This is a genomic window from Jejuibacter sp. L23 (assembly GCF_050815825.1).
Lineage (GTDB): Bacteria > Pseudomonadota > Gammaproteobacteria > Enterobacterales > Enterobacteriaceae > Jejubacter > Jejubacter calystegiae.
Genome location: NZ_CP138199.1, coordinates 4,287,356 through 4,307,343, shown reverse-complemented (window position 1 = coordinate 4,307,343; position 19,988 = coordinate 4,287,356). Strand labels below are relative to the sequence as shown.

Annotated in this window: 5 protein-coding genes, 1 tRNA gene and 2 pseudogenes; all 8 read left to right on the top strand. The window is 53.4% G+C overall.

Translation table 11 applies throughout. The features are described 5' to 3' along the window. The first annotated feature begins 1 nt into the window (after position 1). The 8 genes and pseudogenes from lysS (at position 2) to SCU88_RS20550 (ending at position 19,971) form a co-directional block, all read left to right on the top strand. Positions 2-1,519 carry a lysine--tRNA ligase gene (gene lysS, locus SCU88_RS20585; RefSeq protein WP_175341018.1) on the top strand — a complete coding sequence of 506 codons (1,518 nt, stop codon included), beginning with the start codon at positions 2-4 and terminating at the stop codon, positions 1,517-1,519. Positions 1,520-1,633: 114 nt separating this feature from the next. Further along, positions 1,634-2,365, top strand: coding sequence for an amidase activator ActS (actS, locus tag SCU88_RS20580; RefSeq protein WP_431810050.1), 732 nt, complete (start codon positions 1,634-1,636; stop codon positions 2,363-2,365). Between the two features lie 83 nt (positions 2,366-2,448). After that, positions 2,449-2,522 (top strand) — tRNA-Gly (locus SCU88_RS20575). A 182-nt stretch (positions 2,523-2,704) separates the two neighbouring features. Next, a pseudogene (locus SCU88_RS20570) lies at positions 2,705-2,809 on the top strand (hypothetical protein); the annotation flags it as partial. Beyond that, positions 2,783-3,367: pseudogene (locus SCU88_RS20565) on the top strand (integrase core domain-containing protein); the annotation flags it as partial. The pseudogenes SCU88_RS20570 and SCU88_RS20565, both read left to right, overlap by 27 nt. A gap of 737 nt (positions 3,368-4,104) precedes the next feature. Further along, a complete protein-coding gene (locus SCU88_RS20560; RefSeq protein ID WP_175341016.1) occupies positions 4,105-4,737 on the top strand; it encodes a hypothetical protein in 633 nt (210 codons plus the stop codon). Between the two features lie 112 nt (positions 4,738-4,849). After that, a complete protein-coding gene (locus SCU88_RS20555; protein WP_175341015.1) occupies positions 4,850-11,887 on the top strand; it encodes an autotransporter outer membrane beta-barrel domain-containing protein in 7,038 nt (2,345 codons plus the stop codon). Positions 11,888-12,771: 884 nt separating this feature from the next. After that, positions 12,772-19,971, top strand: coding sequence for a BapA/Bap/LapF family large adhesin (locus SCU88_RS20550; protein WP_175341014.1), 7,200 nt, complete (start codon positions 12,772-12,774; stop codon positions 19,969-19,971). Positions 19,972-19,988: the final 17 nt, after the last annotated feature.

Genomic DNA, 19,988 nt, shown 5'->3' with positions numbered 1-19,988 from the left:
TATGTCAGAACAACAGCCTCAGGGCACTGAAGCGGCGGCCGAGCTTAATAACGAACTACAAAATCGTCGCGAAAAGCTGGCTGCGCTGCGCGGTCAGGGCGTGGCTTTTCCTAACGATTTCCGCCGCGACCATACCTCCGAACAGCTGCATCGTGACTACGACGAAAAACAGAACGAAGAGCTGGAAGCCCTGAATATCGAAGTGAACGTGGCCGGTCGTATGATGACCCGCCGCATCATGGGTAAGGCTTCCTTCGTCACGCTGCAGGATATGGGCGGCCGCATTCAGCTTTACGTTGCGCGCGACGATCTCGACGAAGGGGTTTATAACGAGCAGTTCAAGAAGTGGGATCTGGGCGATATTATCGCTGCCCGCGGTAAGCTGTTTAAAACCAAAACCGGCGAACTTTCTATCCACTGTAGCGAACTGCGCCTGCTGACCAAAGCTCTGCGCCCGCTGCCGGACAAGTTCCACGGCCTGGCGGATCAGGAAACCCGCTATCGCCAGCGCTATCTGGACCTGATTGCGAACGAAGAGTCGCGTCACACCTTCCGGGTGCGTTCCCAGATCCTGTCCGGTATTCGCCAGTTCATGGTGGGCCGCGGCTTTATGGAAGTGGAAACCCCGATGATGCAGGTGATTCCGGGCGGCGCTTCCGCGCGTCCGTTTGTGACTCATCACAATGCGCTGGATATCGATATGTATCTGCGTATCGCGCCGGAGCTGTACCTGAAGCGTCTGGTGGTGGGCGGTTTCGAGCGGGTGTTCGAAATCAACCGTAACTTCCGTAACGAAGGTATCTCCGTACGCCATAATCCCGAGTTCACTATGATGGAACTCTATATGGCCTACGCGGACTACAAAGATCTGATCGAGCTGACCGAATCGCTGTTCCGCCAGCTGGCTCAGGAAGTACTGGGCACCACTGAGGTCGCCTACGGTGATGAAACCTTCGACTTCGGTAAGCCGTTCGAGAAGCTGACCATGCGCGAAGCCATCAAAAAGTATCGTCCGGAAACGGAGATGGCGGATCTCGACGACTTCGATAAAGCGAAAGCGATTGCCGAAAGCATTGGCATCAAGGTTGAGAAGAGCTGGGGCCTGGGCCGTACCGTGACCGAGATCTTTGAAGAGGTGGCGGAAAGCCATCTGATTCAGCCGACCTTTATCACCGAATACCCGGCCGAAGTCTCGCCGCTGGCGCGCCGTAACGACCAGAATCCGGAAATCACCGACCGCTTTGAGTTCTTCATTGGCGGCCGCGAAATCGGTAACGGCTTCTCGGAGCTGAATGACGCTGAAGATCAGGCGCAGCGCTTTGCCGACCAGGTTGCGGCGAAAGATGCGGGCGACGATGAAGCGATGTTCTTCGATGAAGACTATGTGACCGCGCTGGAGCACGGCCTGCCGCCGACCGCCGGTCTGGGCATTGGTATCGACCGTATGGTGATGCTGTTTACCAACAGCCACACCATCCGCGACGTTATTCTGTTCCCGGCGATGCGTCCGCAGAAGTAATGCGTTGATATAACGTGCGCAAACGCCCTCCTGATACGGAGGGCGTTTTTGTTTCTGGCATCGGGCGATGCTAAGATAGCGGTCGTTTAAGATTCAGGCCCGAGAGGACGAGATTTGAGCAGGGGACGCCCGGTAATCACCCGATTTTTCAGCATGCTGTGCATATGCTTCAGCCTGCTGCTGACCGCCTGTTCTTCGAATAAATCTCTGCCGGAGCAGGGCAGCTATAGCGGTCCAACCTGGACTGTGAAACGCGGCGATACCCTGTGGCGCATTGCCTACAGCAGCGGCAGCAGCGTTAAGGCGCTGGCTCGCCTGAATAATCTTTCCGCGCCTTATACCCTGGCCGTTGGACAAAAGCTGCGTCTGAAAGGCAGTGCTACGACGGCGAAATCTACCCGAACCGCTAAAGCCACGCCCCGTAAAACCTCCAGCGGCGCTGTGGCGAAGGCTGCGCCGCCGCCGGCGGGTTCGCGCTGCTGGCGCTGGCCGGCTCAGGGCAAAGTGGCGCTGCCGTTCTCCAGCGCTCAGGGCGGTAATAAAGGGATTGATATCGGCGGCCAGCGCGGCGCGCCGATCTATGCGGCGGGGGCCGGTAAGGTGGTCTACGCCGGTAATCGCCTGCGCGGCTACGGCAACCTGATTCTGCTGAAGCACGGTGAAGATTACATTACCGCCTATGGCCATAATGAGCGCATTCTGGTGACCGAAGGCCAGCAGGTGAAGGCCGGACAGCAGATAGCCACCATGGGCAGCAGCGGCGCCAGCAAGGTGGGACTGCATTTCCAGATTCGCTATCGCGCCACCGCCATCGACCCCCAGCGCTATCTGCCGCCTTCGTGCTGACCTTCGCTTAAAATACCAGCACTTAACGCAGCGGGGGTTGCCAGAGGGTGGGGAAGGTCTATAATGCCATACGCACTTCCGATGCGGGCGTAGTTCAATGGTAGAACGAGAGCTTCCCAAGCTCTATACGAGGGTTCGATTCCCTTCGCCCGCTCCAAAACCATTCTTAAAGTCTACTAACTTACTGAATCCTGAGGGACACGGCTTAAAGCCTTCCGATAGTTTTACTCACTGTAACCAACACTGTGACTAACTTTGTTGAAGTAGTGAGCAGACCCAGGGACTCAGTACATGCTCAACTCAAGAACCTACCCTTATTAGCGTAACGGTGTCTTCTACATCCGTCTTGGGATGAAGACTACTGGTTGCCTGACAGCTTCGCTTCCTTCTCACAACCGTTATAAACTAGCGTCAGTATGTAGTGGCACATTGAATTTTCGAAGCAGGGGAAAACAACGTCTTTCGATGCGCAACCCGGCTCCACTGGCGGCACCTGAGGCACTGAATCAGAGCTGGTCGATTTTATGCATGATGCACTGGTGTGTGGCAGGCTATTTCGGACCTCCAATGTGGTGGATGACTTTAACCGAGAGGCCCTCGCAATAGAAATCGACCTGAATATTCCGGCATAGCGGGGGGCAGAGTGCTGGACAGGGTCGTGGCAAACCGCGGCTACACGCTGAAGATGCGGATGGATAACGGACCAGAACTGATCTTGCTGGCGTTGGCACAATGGGCTGAAGAACATGGGATCATTCTGGAGTTTATTAAATCGGGTAAACCGACGCAGAATGCCTTTATCGAACGCTTTAACCGGACGTACCGGACAGAGATACCGGATTTTTATCTGTTCAGGACACTGAATGAAGCACGGGAGCTCACAGAGTGCTGGCTGACGGAATACAACAGTGAGCGACCTCATGAATCCCTGAATAACCTGACGCCGGAATAGTACCGGCGATGACTGGAAAACCGGAAATCTCAAAAAGTGCATGGAACTAAAACGGGTATGCATTTCAGAATGCTCTTTGCTCTCCTTTAATTTTATGAACTAATGCCTGATTGATTGTTTTTTTATTAAATGAAATAAGAGTTATCTTGTTTTTGGTTTTTTTTGCCAGGCAGGATTAAATAATGTTATGTCTGTAGGTTAATCCTTGTTATATCTTGCCATGGGATTGTTTTTAAATGTCCAGGATTTTTCCTTTTTTAATAAGATAAATCCAACAGGCGGATTCTTACAGGAATTGTAAAAAGGGGGGTGATATGTCCTAATTACTTTTTGGTTATGGCGGTTTTTTATTTTTCAATGCCCTTCTTTTTATGATGTCCTATGTTAACAATATTTTTGTAATGCAATGATTTTTATTGGAATTATTTATTGTTTATGATTTTTGCAATCGCATTTATAGATCAATATCTTGGTTTCAATAGTTATTAGCTATTAATTGGGGCGGCTTTATCGGTAAAAACATCTTTGATATTTTTGTCTGGTGAATAAGAATCTCCATAAAGGAAAATAAAAAATAAATTATATGTGGTATCTTTTGTGATATTTATTATGGTGGGTGTCGGTATGTATCGTCATCAGTATTGACGGTATTCATTGATAATTTGAAAATTACCAGGGAACTTAAGCCACAGTAAAGAAGGTAGCTTCCTGAAAACGCCTTTTGCTGGGGGCCCTGGGTTCGGATATGTTACTGCTGATAATGGCCATAGCCAGGATGGTGAATGCAATGAATATTGTAGTTATTTCCGATGATGTTTTCTATAGCCAGGGCCTAAAGAATTATCTTGTCTCCCAGGGTGCCAGTGTGTTTGTTTATCATTGCATTGAGGATCTTGAGCATCTTTCTTACCCGATCTTGCTGTACATCGTGGCGATAGATAATAACGTTTTTTTACAGCGAGCTTGCCAGGCTTTGAATAATGTAAAAAATGTTCTTCATGTTTTTGATGTTATGGAAATGAGCAACAGCTCGATTTATACCGGATATATATCAAAAAGGATCGAGTGTAAGTCAATGTGGGCATCGGTATGTCGATTTATCAAGGTTGGTTATACTCGTAAGATCTCATTTTCAGCGACTGATTTTTTGATTATGAATAGTATCATTGATGAGCAAGATCGCATTGCGACTATTGCACGGCGATTGCATATGCCGACGAAGAAAGTTCATGGTAAAAAATATGTGTTGATGAAGAAATTAGGATTTACCCGTCCTCACCCCAAAAATCTTTTTTTCTGTAATGCGTTGATGGTATTACGCTGTAATGCAAAAAATATTGGTTACCTGAAAAAGTCTGAGGGTGATAACGTTCATTTTCCCCGCTGGCAGGAGGATATAAGCATCGTAAAAGGAACTTAACCTATAGAATTTTAAGGCGTTAGCTACCTGATTAATAGTTTAGTCAACGGATTAACACAGCTTCTTTATTTTAAGGGGCTGATGCTTATATTGTGTCATCCAGGGGATGAAAATGAATTCTATCTTTAGAGTAAAATGGAACAGAAATCTTCGGCGTTATGATGTGGTTTCCGAACTGGGAAGTCGAAACAGCAAGGTCACTGGAGGAACGGATAAAATCCGGATTGGTTCTCCTGTTATACGGTTAAGCACGCTGGCAGCTCTGATTGCGACTTCACTGCTACAGTTCGCTCAGGCACAGGATTTTACTGTTGTTCCGACTTCACCGACTAATATCACCACTCAGGTGATGCAAAATGGTAGTAATTCTCTGACCGGCGATTTTTCCGCTGTTCAGCGTGGGAATCCGGGATATCAGTGGATGACGCTGGGTGAAGCGCGGGCACAGGGATATATTAGCGCTGATACTGAAAAGTGGATCGATTATAACATTATTCGTATTGGCTCTCAGGCGACATCTATTAATGTAAAGGATCCTATAACCGGCGCGAACAGGAGTATGTCCGTTTATAATAATGCGGATTTTCAGCAGCAGGCTGGGGAAGATTTTCGCGTTGCAGTTTCCCTTCCTGCTGGCGCCAATGGTCAGTATGTAGATAAAAATTTTTATGTGGTCGGTACCGGTTCCAGCCTGGACATTAATGTTGGCAGTACCGGTAGTTCATGGGTAACGGATGTCAGTAACCGGTTTAGCGCCATCTTAAAAAGTAGTGTGAAAGATCAGAACCTTTCATCCGCTTTCCACGTCACCTCTGACGGCAGCGGCAGAGCGATTCTGAACTACCTTTCTAAGACCGTGGTCTCTCTGGGAAATAACAATAACAATATCAGTGATGCCAGCAGAGCGCTGGCAAATATGCCCGTTGATAGTTTTACTGGGACGTTTGATAGCGTCATTGGCCAACAGACAGTTAATAACCTTGAGGATTTTAAGAACTATAATAGCGCGATTATTAAAGCCCTTCAGAGTGGCGAAATCCACCTTGATGAAAAGGGGTATCGCGAAGATCTGATGAAAGCCTGGGATAATACCATCCATAAGGTTTTCGCTGATGTGGATATCGCAGCTGATGATGCGGTGCGGGGTTACGTTAACGACAAGGCAGTTTCATTTATTCACGCAGACGGCGCCGGGGCGGCGGTCACGATTGGCGACAGTGCCAATATCCAGATGGTTGACTCTACCGCGACGTTGGTAAATCTGGAGAATGGCGCTACCCTGGTGAACAACGGTATTTTAGGCAGCGCCGGAAATCCCCTTCAGAATTCTTATATTATCGCCGCGCACCAGACCTCAGTGGCTGAAAATAATGGAATAATTGATGCAGGTACCAACCCGGAGATGGCGGCCTATTTCGGTGAGCAGCAAATGGAAGGGGTCGCATACGGTCAGCAGTCGGCGATTATTGCAGATGGTTATGCAGTCGTTAAGAATAACGCGACCGGTATGATTAATATCGCGGCAAGAGACGATTACAGGGGCAATACCGGGGTGCTTCTCGCCAGTCACGCGGACTTTACCAACGATGGCAACCTGAATATCGCCGCATCTCAGGAATCGACAGGTATATTAAGCACCGAAAGCAATATTGGCGTGGAGGCTCAGGACAGTACCCGGGTGACCAATAACGGCCAGATCTATATTGGTCGGGAAGCCCAGCGCTCGGTTTCCGAAGATACGGCGGATCTGGCTATCGGGCAGCACTCCATTGGCGTTCATGTTTATGGCAGTGCGGTATTTAATGCAACTCAGGACTCTTCCATTACCATCGGCAGCCTGGTAGAGAATGCGACTGCGATAGATATTGGCGGCACCGCCACTCTGAATCAGGCCGGAACCATTAATATTAACGGCAATGTTGTTTCTGGCTCGGCGGCCCGTAACGTCGGGATACTGGTTCAGAAAGATGCCACGCGCGCCGACCGGGTGGTGAATAGCGGCACAATTAATCTGAACGGAATAAACGCCATCGGTATCGATGTGCTGGGCGGCGGTCAGGCGACCCATACCGGCACCATCAATATTAACAACGGCTTCGATTCGGCCAGCGGCTATCCGAACTATGGCGTGGTGGCTGAGGAGACCGGCGCCCTGGCGATTATCTCCGGCGATATCAATCTTAACGGCGATCGCGCCGTGGGGGTTTACGCTCAGAACGGCGGCGTCATCAATGTTATCGATCAAGGGTCCGTCAATTTTATCTCTGGTCAGGAGCAGACCGGTTACCTGATCTACGGCGCCGGCTCTACGGTTAATAATACCGCTACGGGGTCGCAGGTCGTCTCTACGCAGGGCTCTACGCTATACCGTATTGATAAGGGAGCAACTTTTACGGGTGATACCGCTGGTACATCCACGCTTAGCGCGACCGGAAAAGATTCAACTATTATTCGCGTTACGGGTCAGACGAGCAAAGGCGAACAAAGTACGCTGACTACCGGCGGTCTGGCGCTGGAGGTGCATGCCGAAGGGGCGACTGGCGTGCGCGTGGAAGGCGGCGCGAAAGGTACTATCGATGCTGATACTGACATTACCATTTCTGGTACGGGCGCAACGGCCGGTATCGTCGACGGTCGCTATTTTGATTACAAAGACGCAAAAGAAGATGCGAGTCTGAAAGGGGATTCCGTTCTGACCAGCTATGCCACGCTGTCGGCAGACAATACCGCTTCAGATGCCCTGGGATACAAAGTGCTGAGTGGCGGTACGCTGGAACATAAGGGGAGCATTGATTTTACCGGCGCTGCCGACAGTACTGGCGTACTGGTTAATGGCGGTACCCTGGATAACAGCAAAACCATCGCCGTCAATGGCGTCGCCGTCGATATTGAAGGTCCGGATTCGACGGTCACCAATACCGGAACCGTTACCGCAACGGATGGCACGGCGGCCTATCGCGTAGGGAACGGCGCGTCTCTGACGCTGAGCGGCGCGGGAACCACGAATGCTAAGGGAACCGCTAACGGCATTCTGCTGGATACCGGCGCAGTGGGGCTGAACGTTGAAGGCGCCACCATCCAGATGGATGCTGACGGTACCGGCAACGGAATTGAAAACACGGCGGAAATCACCGGCATTCAGTTGACCGATACCACCATTAACGTGGGCAAAGGGGCCGGTATCCGTACGGCCTCCACCCTGGCTTCGGAAAACAGCGGAGCGATCTCCGTTAACGGTAGCGGCACCGGCATTCTGTTTGAGAATAAGGATGGCTCGACTACCGATGGCGCCTTCGATCTCTCGGCATCCCAGAATCTGGTCATTGATGTTAACTCCGCTCAGGGTAAAGGTCTGGTGACCAATACCCGGGGGGCGGTGATGAGCGGCGTTAGCGTTAATATCAATAATGAGCAGGGGGGGGCGGCGCTGGAGATCGGCGGCACAACCAGCCGCGTTGAACAAAGCGGCAACCTGAGCTCTTCCTCACTGGAAAAGGCTGTGGTGGACCTGCAGAGTAGCGGACTGGATAGCATGCTCAACAGCGGTTCTATTCTGGCCCGTTCAGCGGATCAGGTTGCCGTACAGGCGTCATCCGACTCTTCTGGCATAGCTTTTACTAACGCCCAGGGCGGCGTTATTCGCGGCAGGGTTAATCTGGAAGGCGGGGAAAACCGCGTTAATCTGGAGCACGGCAGTCAGGCCACCGATGTCTTCACCCTTGGCGGCAATGACAGCTATCGGTTGAAAAATATCGATGATACCGACAGCGCGCTTTTCACTTCGCTGAATGCCGGTACGGGGAGCGATTTGCTGCAGCTGGATGGTTCGCAGTATGCGCTGAATGCCGATGGCGTGCTGAACGGCTTTGAAAATATCAGCCTGATCAATCAGTCCCGGTTCACGCTGAATAAGGTATCCCTGGCGCTGGGCGACAATCAGGATGATGCGGCGGGCACTGGCTACAGCATTGAGGCCGGTAGTACGCTCGGCATTGTGGCGGATAAAAACGTCGACTTTGCCAGCCATCTGGCGGGCACCGGTCTGGTCCAGGTGAATCTGGGAAGTTCGGATAACGCTTTTGCATTTACCGCCAACAACGCCGGGGATGGCTTTACGGGGACCGTGGATCTGGCCGACAGCCGTTTCCTGTTGGATGGCGATAACACAAGCGCGCTGTCGAAAGCCACGCTGAAGCTCAGCGACGGCAATATAACGACCGTTGCCAAAGGCACCCAGACCATTGGTGGCCTGACCTTTAACGGCGGTACCGCCCGTTTTGATACTGATACCCTGGGTAAGGGCGTGGCGGAATCCTATGTGGAAACGACGGACCTGCTGGACATCAGTGGTCGGGGACAGGTGCAGGTGATGTTGAATCCGGTGCTGAATGCGCCGACGTTGCCGGACAATACGCTGAGCCTGATGCAGCAGGACGATGCCCAAATCGGACTAAAACTGGCAGGCAGCACCGGCACCGTTGCGGGCAGCGGCGGCAACCTGACCCTTATCGATCAGAACGGTAACGTCATCAGCGATGCGGTCACCGCCAGCGTAGAACAGAACGGAATGGCCGTGGCGAACGCCACCTATGATTATCGTCTTACCGGTGGCGATAACAGCGACGGGCTTTGGGTGAACTACGGCCTGAAGTCGCTGGCGTTGCTGACAAAAGGCGAAGATGCGCTGACGCTGAGCGCCGCAGGCCTGCAGGGCGCGGGCGCCGATCTTAGCGCCCAGGTGACCGGCGACGGCGATCTGGCCGTGGATAGCGGCGCCGGGAATACGCTGTCGTTGTCGAATCTGGATAACGACTATACCGGCGTAACCGATGTTCGCAGCGGCAATTTGTTGATGGTAAACGACAACGTGCTGGGCCAGACCGCTGAACTGCGCCAGGCGGCAGACACCGCCGTGGATATGGGGGGACACAGTCAGAGAGTCGGTCTGCTGAATACGCAGGCGGGCGCGAAAACCATGCTGAACGGCGGAACGCTAACCGTTGCGAACGGCGGCGAGGTAAACGGCGCCCTGTCCGGTGCGGGTAACCTGGTTCTGAGCGGCGGCACGCTGGCGATTAACGGCGCGAACAGCGAACTGAGCGCGGCGACCCGCATTGACGCGGGCGCAGAGGCGGCGCTGAACCATGTCTCCGGGCTGGGTAGCGGCGGTATACAGGCAGACGGCACGCTGAGGCTGAAACAGGCTGCGGGCGATTTGGTTAATGCCCTGAGCGGCGCAGGCCTGGTGGCCGCAGAGCAGGGCAGCGACGTCACTCTACGTGGCGACAACAGCCGCTTTGCCGGTCGTTTTGATATCTCCGCAGACAGTCAGCTTACCGCCACTTCTCCGGCCAGTCTGGGAACGGGCGCGGTGGCAGACGAAGGCACTCTGACGCTGGATGTTGCCGAACGCTGGCAGATAGCAAATGCCATTAGCGGTAGCGGCGATGTCCACAAGGCTGGCGCAGGCCAGGTCGTACTGCAACAGGCCGCTGCGCAGTATACCGGCCAGACGGACGTTGCCGCCGGCACTCTGACGCTGGGTAGCGCAGGCAGCGACGTGACGCTGGCATCCTCTGCGGTCAGTATCGCCAGCGGCGCCGTGTTTGGCGGTTATGGCGGTACGGCGGGCGATGTCAGCAACCAGGGTACCCTGGTGGTGGGCGAACTGACCTCTCCGCTGACCAGAGCGCTGGCGACATCAGGCAGCGCCACCACCTTTACCGTGGGCGGAAACCTGACTAACGCCAGCAATATTGTCATTGGCCAGAGCGGCTTCGGCACCCCTGGTAATGTGCTGCACGTGAGCGGCGACTATGTTGGCAATGGTGGGACTATCGCCTTTAACACCGCGCTGGGCGGCGATGATTCCGCGACCGATCGCATGATTATTGATGGATCCACCAGCGGTACTTCGGCGGTGAGCGTCACCAACGCGGGAGGCAGCGGCGCGCAGACCCTGAACGGCATTGAGCTTATCAGCGTCGGCGGTAATTCAGCCGGTGAATTCACCCAGTCTGGCCGTATTGTGGCGGGGGCGTACGACTATCAACTGGTGCGCGGCTCGGGAAGCAATGCCAGTAACTGGTATCTGGTTAGCGGTACAAATCCGGATCCGACACCCACTCCGGATCCCGATCCGCAACCGACCCCGGATCCTGAACCAACGCCAGAGCCCTGGGTTCGTCCGGAAGCCGGGATCTACACGGCGAATATCGCGGCGGCCAATACGCTGTTTGTTAACCGTCTGCACGATCGTCTGGGGGAAACCCACTATGTGGATGCTCTGACCGGTGAAAAGCGGGTGACCAGCATGTGGCTGCGCAATGTCGGTGGACACAACCGCTTTAAGGACAGCAGCGGCCAGCTCAGCACCCAGGCAAACCGTTATGTGATGCAGCTCGGCGGCGATGTCGCTCAGTGGAGCAGCGACGGACAGAACCGGTTCCATCTTGGGGTGATGGGTGGTTATGCCAACCAGAAGAGCAACAGCCGTAACAGCCACAGCGGTTATCATGCCGACGGCAGTATTAACGGCTACAGCGTGGGGCTGTACGGCACCTGGTTGCAGGATAACGAAACCAAAACCGGCGCTTATGTGGATACCTGGTTGCAGTACAGCTGGTTTAACAACAGCGTTAGCGGTGAATCCATCGGCAGCGAAAGCTATAAGTCGAAGGGGCTGACGGGATCGGTGGAAGCCGGTTATACCTGGAAACTGGGCGAGCGTGATGAGCGTACCCGCTTCTACATCCAGCCGAAGGCGCAGGCTATCTGGATGGGGGTAAAAGCCGACGACCATACCGAAGTCAACGGTACCCGGATCTCCAGCGAAGGGGACGGTAACGTTCAGACCCGGCTTGGCCTGCGCGGCTTTATTAAAGGCCACAGCAAGCTGGATGACGGTAAGCAGCGGACCTTCGAGCCGTTTGTTGAGGCGAACTGGATCCACAACACTCGTGACTTTGGCGCCACGATGAACGGTGTTCGGGTCACTCAGGCCGGTGCGCGTAATATCGGCGAGCTTAAAGTGGGCGTGGAGGGTCAGCTTAACCCACAGGTTAACCTGTGGGGCAACGTGGCCCAGCAGGTTGGCGACAAGGGCTACAGCGATACCAGCGCCATGCTGGGTGTGAAAGTGAACTTCTGATTGACAGGGCCCCGTACAGGGGCCCTTTTCCTGGCATCATTTTTCTTCTTGTGATTCTGTCTGAACCTTCCCGTTTCCTCCGTAAAACGATGGAGATACTTTTCTCCACTCGCCTTCATTCTATCCCTTACTTAATTATCAGGTTATTTATCTTCCGTTATATATGTATCACTGTGTGGTTAAATAACACGCCAAATTGATAACGCATTTGAATTATATCGATTGGTAATTTTTTGTCTGATGGTCATAAAACAACGTCAAATAATGGGTGATAGCCTTTTTATGTTTAAGGATAAATATCTAAAAATAACCATGCAAATGCTATGATTATTTAATGGAAGGATTTGATGCATTAGTGATGTTTACCTTTTCTACTCATTTGTTTTGGTTGTTTGTTTTTATTTTTTGCTCTTTTATAGTTTTTTGTTCTGGGTTTTTGGTTTTCTGCCTTTTTGTTTTTCTTTATTTGTTTTGTTTTTTGGATTTAATCTCTTTTTTTGTGATTGGTTGGTTTTTTTAACCTTTGCTATCAAGTGGTTATTGTGGCGTTTATCCTAAAGTGATTTTGTTTTTATGTTTATTTTCATATGGATGCTGTATTTATTTCAGTGAATAAAGTCTTTATAGATTATTCTTATACCTGTTTTGCACTTTTTGAGCATCCAGCTAGACTCGAAACACCCATAAACCGTTTTACATATTCCCTTACAGGTGGTGATGAAAAAGAGACTGCCCTGGGATGCCAGAGTTGCGTCTGTTGTTAGTTTTGCGCTCTGTTGTATCTCCCAGGCAGAAATAACAATTCACATAGCAATAACTTTAAAAAATACATACAGCGGCGCTGATTAGTTCTGGTCAGCTTAACCTTTGTAATGGAAGCTAATATGGTAGACATCGCAATCACCGATGCTGCTGGTAATGCCATGCGCGCTACCAGCGGCAATGAGATTAATTTATCTTCACCAGGCATTGTGAAATTAAAAATAAACCCGCAAGATATTGCGGGAACCAGCAGGGTGGGGAATGACCTCTCAATTTCGCTAAATAATGGCGAAAAAGTTGTGGTAAAAAATTTTTTTACCGCAAATGAACAGGGGGAAACCAGCAAGCTGGTACTGGAAGATGGGCAAGGCGCATTGTGGTGGGTGCAAAACCCGGAAAGCGTACCGCATTTCCAGCCCATAGAAGATATCAGCGCACTGGCCGCAGAGGATGAAGGCATCAGCGCAGCGCCTTTTATCATGGCCGGTGCGGGCGCCCTGGGTATCGCTGCCATGTTCCTGGGGGCGAATAACGATGACGATAATCATCATAGCTATGTCCCCCCGGAAATGGATTCTGGTGAGGATGATAATACGGCGCCCGCCGTCGTCGACGATCTGAAGATTGTTGATGATCAGGAACCCGTTACCGGGGAGATTACCCGCGGCGGCGCCACGAACGATGCCCGCCCAACCCTGAGCGGAACGGCGGAAGCGGGCAGTCTGGTCACTATCTATGATGGTGAAAAGGTATTGGGCAGCGTCACGGCTGACAGCAATGGTAACTGGAGTTTTAAACCATCGACGGCGCTGGGTGATGGTCAGCACAGCCTGAGCGTGACGGTAACGGACAGCGCCGGGAACGTGAGCGATCCTTCCCCGTCATTTACGATTACAGTGGATACCAGCGCGCCTGAAGCCGGCACCATTAGCGGTGAGAGTGCAACCAGTAACAGTCTGCCCGCGTTGAGCGGAACGGCGGAAGCGGGCAGCCTGGTCACCGTTTATGATGGCGATAAAGTGCTGGGTAGCGTCACGGCGGACAGCAATGGCAACTGGCGTTTTACGCCGTCGACATCTCTGAGCGATGGTCAGCACAGTCTGAGCATTACCGTCACGGATAAAGCCGGAAACGTGAGTGAGCGTTCGACGGAGCTCGTCGTGACCGTGGATACTCAGGTTGCCGCCGTCACCAATCTGGAGCTGATCGATGATTCCGGCAAAGATATCAAGATTATTTCCAACGGCGGAACCGTTAACGATACGCGTCCCACTTTACGTGGTAATGCGGAGCCCGGAAGTACCATCTCTGTTTATGATGGCGATACGCTGATTGGCAAAGCGATTACGGATAGCCATGGCAACTGGAGCTTTACCTTCCCTTCTGAACTGACAAAGGGTTCTCATCATTTCTCGACGGTTGTCACCGATGCGGTAGGGAACGTAAGCGCCCGTTCCCCGGATTTTTCCGTGAATGTACAAGGTCAGGGAGCTGGCGGCGGTTCAGACTCTGACGCTGATGCGGATAGCGATTCGGACAGCGATTCGGATTCGGACAGCGATGCTGATTCTGACAGCGATTCGGACTCTGACAGTGATTCGGATTCGGACAGCGATTCGGATTCGGACAGCGATTCGGATTCGGACAGCGATGCTGATTCTGACAGCGACTCGGATTCAGACAGTGATTCGGATTCGGACAGCGATTCGGATTCGGACAGCGATGCTGATTCTGACAGCGACTCGGATTCAGACAGTGATTCGGACTCCGACAGCGATTCGGACTCTGACAGCGATTCCGACTCTGACAGTGATTCCGATTCCGACAGTGATTCGGATTCTGACAGCGATGCTGACTCCGACAGCGACTCAGACTCTGACAGTGACTCGGACTCCGACAGTGATTCCGACTCTGACAGCGATTCCGATTCTGACAGTGACTCCGACTCCGACTCCGACAGCGACTCGGACTCTGACAGCGATGCTGACTCCGACAGCGACTCAGACTCTGACAGCGACTCGGACTCCGACAGTGATTCCGACTCTGACAGCGACTCAGACTCTGACAGCGATGCTGATTCTGACAGCGATGCTGATTCTGACAGCGATTCGGACTCTGACAGCGATTCAGACTCCGACAGCGACTCGGATTCGGACAGCGACTCGGATTCGGACAGTGATTCTGACTCTGACAGCGACTCGGATTCAGACAGCGATGCTGACTCGGACTCCGACAGCGATTCCGATTCGGACAGCGATGCTGATTCTGACAGTGACTCGGATTCTGACAGCGATTCAGACTCCGACAGCGACTCGGATTCAGACAGCGATGCTGACTCGGACTCCGACAGCGACTCGGATTCAGACAGCGACTCGGACTCCGACAGTGATTCGGACTCTGACAGCGATGCTGATTCTGACAGCGACTCAGACTCTGACAGCGATTCGGACTCCGACAGCGATTCGGATTCAGACAGCGACTCAGACTCCGACAGCGACTCGGACTCTGACAGCGATTCGGATTCTGACAGTGACTCGGATTCGGACAGCGATTCTGACTCTGACAGTGATTCGGATTCGGACAGCGATTCGGACTCCGACAGCGACTCAGACTCTGACAGTGACTCGGACTCCGACAGTGATTCCGACTCTGACAGTGATTCCGACTCTGACAGCGACTCAGACTCTGACAGCGACTCAGACTCTGACAGTGATTCCGATTCTGACAGTGATTCCGACTCTGACAGCGATTCCGATTCTGACAGTGACTCGGACTCCGACAGCGATTCTGACTCTGACAGCGATTCGGATTCGGACAGCGATGCTGACTCCGACAGCGATTCAGACTCTGACAGCGACTCGGATTCAGACAGCGATTCGGACTCTGACAGCGATTCCGACTCTGACAGTGATTCGGATTCGGACAGCGATTCGGACTCCGACAGCGATTCAGACTCCGACTCTGACAGTGACTCGGACTCCGACAGTGATTCCGATTCTGACAGTGACTCGGATTCGGACAGCGATTCAGACTCTGACAGCGACTCGGATTCAGACAGCGATTCGGATTCGGACAGCGATGCTGACTCCGACAGCGATTCAGACTCCGACAGCGATTCTGACTCTGACAGCGATTCGGACTCCGACAGTGATTCCGATTCTGACAGTGACTCGGATTCGGACAGCGATTCAGACTCCGACAGCGACTCGGATTCAGACAGCGATTCGGATTCGGACAGCGATGCTGACTCAGACAGCGACTCGGACTCCGACAGCGACTCAGACTCTGACAGCGACTCAGACTCTGACAGTGACTCGGACTCCGACAGCGATTCAGACTCCGACAGCGACTCGGATTCGGATAGCGATTCAGACTCCGACAGCGATTCTGACTCTGACAGCGATTCGGATTCGGACAGCGATGCTGACTCCGACAGCGATTCAGACTCCGACAGCGATTCTGACTCTGACAGCGATTCTGACTCTGACAGTGACTCAGACTCTGACAGTGACTCGGACTCCGACAGTGATTCCGACTCTGACAGTGATTCCGACTCTGACAGCGACTCAGACTCTGACAGTGATTCCGATTCTGACAGTGATTCCGATTCTGACAGTGATTCCGACTCTGACAGCGATTCCGATTCTGACAGTGACTCAGACTCCGATAGCGACTCAGATTCGGACAGCGACTCGGATTCTGACAGCGATTCGGACTCCGACAGCGACTCGGACTCTGACAGCGATTCGGATTCTGACAGTGACTCGGATTCGGACAGCGATTCTGACTCTGACAGTGATTCGGATTCGGACAGCGATTCGGACTCCGACAGCGACTCAGACTCTGACAGTGACTCGGACTCCGACAGTGATTCCGACTCTGACAGTGATTCCGACTCTGACAGCGACTCAGACTCTGACAGTGATTCCGATTCTGACAGTGACTCGGACTCCGACAGCGACTCGGACTCTGACAGCGATTCTGACTCTGACAGCGATTCTGACTCTGACAGTGATTCCGATTCGGACAGCGATTCGGATTCGGACAGCGATGCTGACTCCGACAGCGATTCAGACTCTGACAGCGACTCGGATTCAGACAGCGATTCGGACTCTGACAGCGATTCCGACTCTGACAGTGATTCGGATTCTGACAGCGATGCTGACTCCGACAGCGACTCAGACTCTGACAGCGATTCGGACTCCGACAGCGACTCGGACTCCGACAGCGACTCGGACTCTGACAGCGATTCGGATTCTGACAGTGACTCGGATTCGGACAGCGATTCTGACTCTGACAGTGATTCCGATTCCGACAGTGATTCGGATTCTGACAGCGACTCGGATTCAGACAGCGATTCGGATTCGGACAGCGACTCGGATTCGGACAGCGATTCGGACTCCGACAGCGACTCGGACTCCGACAGCGACTCGGACTCTGACAGCGATTCGGATTCTGACAGTGACTCGGATTCGGACAGCGATTCTGACTCTGACAGTGACTCGGATTCAGACAGCGACTCAGACTCCGATAGCGACTCAGATTCGGACAGCGACTCAGACTCCGACAGCGACTCGGACTCTGACAGCGACTCCGATCTCCAGGCCAGAGACGATGCAATCCAACTGGAGCTGACGTCCACCACAACCCAGACCACCAGCAGCCATTCGGATACCGGTAGCATCTTTATCGGTCTTCTGGGCGGATTAATTAATCTGGGCAGCGGTAATGCCGTTACCGGCTTCACCGTCGAGGAAGGGCACAGCGCCAGTATCGATGTGACAGTCACTGGTCGTTCGTTACTTTCCGCCATCAGCGATCTGGATGTGGCGGTGCAGCGCTGGGATGCCAGCAGCGAAACCTGGGTCACCGTGGCAGATAGCTCCAGCGATCCGTCGCTTATCTCCATTATCGGTGGCGACACCGTTTCGTTGACCCTGGATAACCTGGAACCCGGACAGTATCGCGTCACGGCGCTCAGTGATAACGCGCTGCTGGGGCTGCTTTCCACCACCACCGTCGCGGTTGATGTCACCGATACCGGGCCGGGCGTTAGCGGTACGGCCAGCGGTAACCTGATTACCGATGATGACGGCGTTCACGGTAGCGATAGCGTAACGGCAGGCACGCTGGTTAGTCAGGTCACCAATAGCGATGGTACGGTCGTTGAGGTTCCCGCCAGTGGCGAAGGGGTGACCATTGACGGCGAGTATGGATCGCTGACGCTGTTTGCCGACGGTAGCTGGACCTACACGCTGCTGGATACCTCGACCTCGGTACAGGGTAAAACCGAAACCTTCACCTACACCCTGAGCGACGGAACGCAAAGCTCCAGTGCGAACCTGACCATAGCGCTGACGCCGCCGGGTGGCAGCGACGAAGTGGTAACGGCCGTTGACGATCGGGTCACGCTGGATGTCGAAACTGTCTATCAGGAAACCGATAACGGTGAAAGTTCGAAGACCGGCTTTGTACTGCTGAACCTGGGATTGGGCGATATCCTGGATCTCAGCCTGATCGATATCAATAACCAGGCAACCTTCTCCGTAGGGGCGGATGAAGTACGCAACCTGAACCTGCAGGCCAATGCCGGTGGCATTGCGATAGGAACCTCGTTCGATCTGTACATCTACAAATACGATGAACAGAGCGGCCAGTATCAGGTCATGCAGCGCGTGGAAGACTGGTATCGAATCATCCTGCTGGGCGGAGTTTCGGATGAACTGCCGATTACCCTGACGGAAGGTAACTACCTGTTCCTGCTCAATGCTACCAGCGGTCTTTCAGTGGCGACGGGATATACCCTGAAAGTGCTGTCCGATGTGACCCACTCGGTATCCACCGATAACGTCAGCGTTACGGGCAACGTGGTAAGCGAAGGTGACGGGGCCGATACGGTGCCTGAAGGCAGTGTGATTAGTAGCGTGAACGGCGTCACCATCGCCAGCGACGGGACGACCACCATTGCCGGTCTGTATGGCGAACTGGCCATCGATAATCAGGGGAACTACACCTATACCCTGTATGGCGGTCAGGAAGCGGCGAACGTCGGAGCGAGCGAACGCTTTAGCTATACGGTTACCGGACCGCAGGGGACTCAGTCCACCGCGACCCTGACCGTTAATCTGACCCAGCCTCAGCTTACCGCCGTTGATGATACGGTGGCGCTGGAAGCGGCTGCGGCCAACGTTAGCGCTGCGTTTAGTCAGGTAAACCTGGCCAGCGCCGACTGGACCACCGGCAGCAGCAGCGTCACGCAGAACGCCCAGGGCGCTTTCCACGTGGATGAAGGCCATGTCCTGACGGGGATCTCGTTGCAGTACGCCCTGGACGATAGCCTGCTGTTGGGCAGCGTGGGGCTGACCATTAGCTACACCATTACCAATGCGGCAGGCGAAGTGGTGGCAAGCAGTAGCTCGCCCCTGATAACCAACAGCAATGCGTCGCCGGAGGCGATAAGCCTGGGCTCCCTGGTGTTGGCAGGGGGAGATTATGTTCTGCACGTCACCAGCATCTCCGATGCGGCGGGAACGGTGATTTCACGGCCAACGGTATCGGTTGATGCCTCGCTTTCAGGCACCGAAATCACACTGGATGAGTTCCATACCGGTGAAGCCGTGACCGTCACGGGCAACATCCTGGATGGCAGCGATGCCGATGGCGCAGCGGATGAAACCCTTGATATCAACACTCAGCTTATCGTCAGTAACGACCAGCAGTCGGTTACGCTCAATCAGTACGATGAGCAGCCGGCAACCCTGGCAGGCAAGTACGGCACCCTCACCATTTATGGCGACGGTCACTACAGCTACAGCCTGAATGGCGATGTTGATATCACGTCCATCACCCAGAAGGAGACCTTTGACTATCAGTTGAAGACCGCAGATAACGCCAGCGTCAGTGCGACGCTGACGGTCGATCTGCATCCGATGCTGAGTGGTAGCAGTCAGGGCGATACGGTCACCAGTACCGCCTATGACGATACCTATACGCTGGGGGCGGGGGCCGATACGGTCATCTTTAACCTGCTGGATGCACAGGACAGCACCGGCGGTAACGGTAGCGACAATGTCTGGAGCGACTTCTCCACCGCCGATGGCGATGGCGTAGACGTCACCGGGCTGCTTACCGACTGGGATGGCAGTAGCGATACCTTCGGCCAGTATCTGTCGGTGGAGCATACGGAAGACGGAAACACCGTTATTTCAATCGACAGAGACGGTAGCGGTTCGCAATACCAGTCCACGGAACTGATTACCCTGGAAGGGGCAGAAGTCACGCTGGACGAACTGCTACAGCACAACAGTCAGGATAACGTGTAACGGAAAACAGGCGGCAC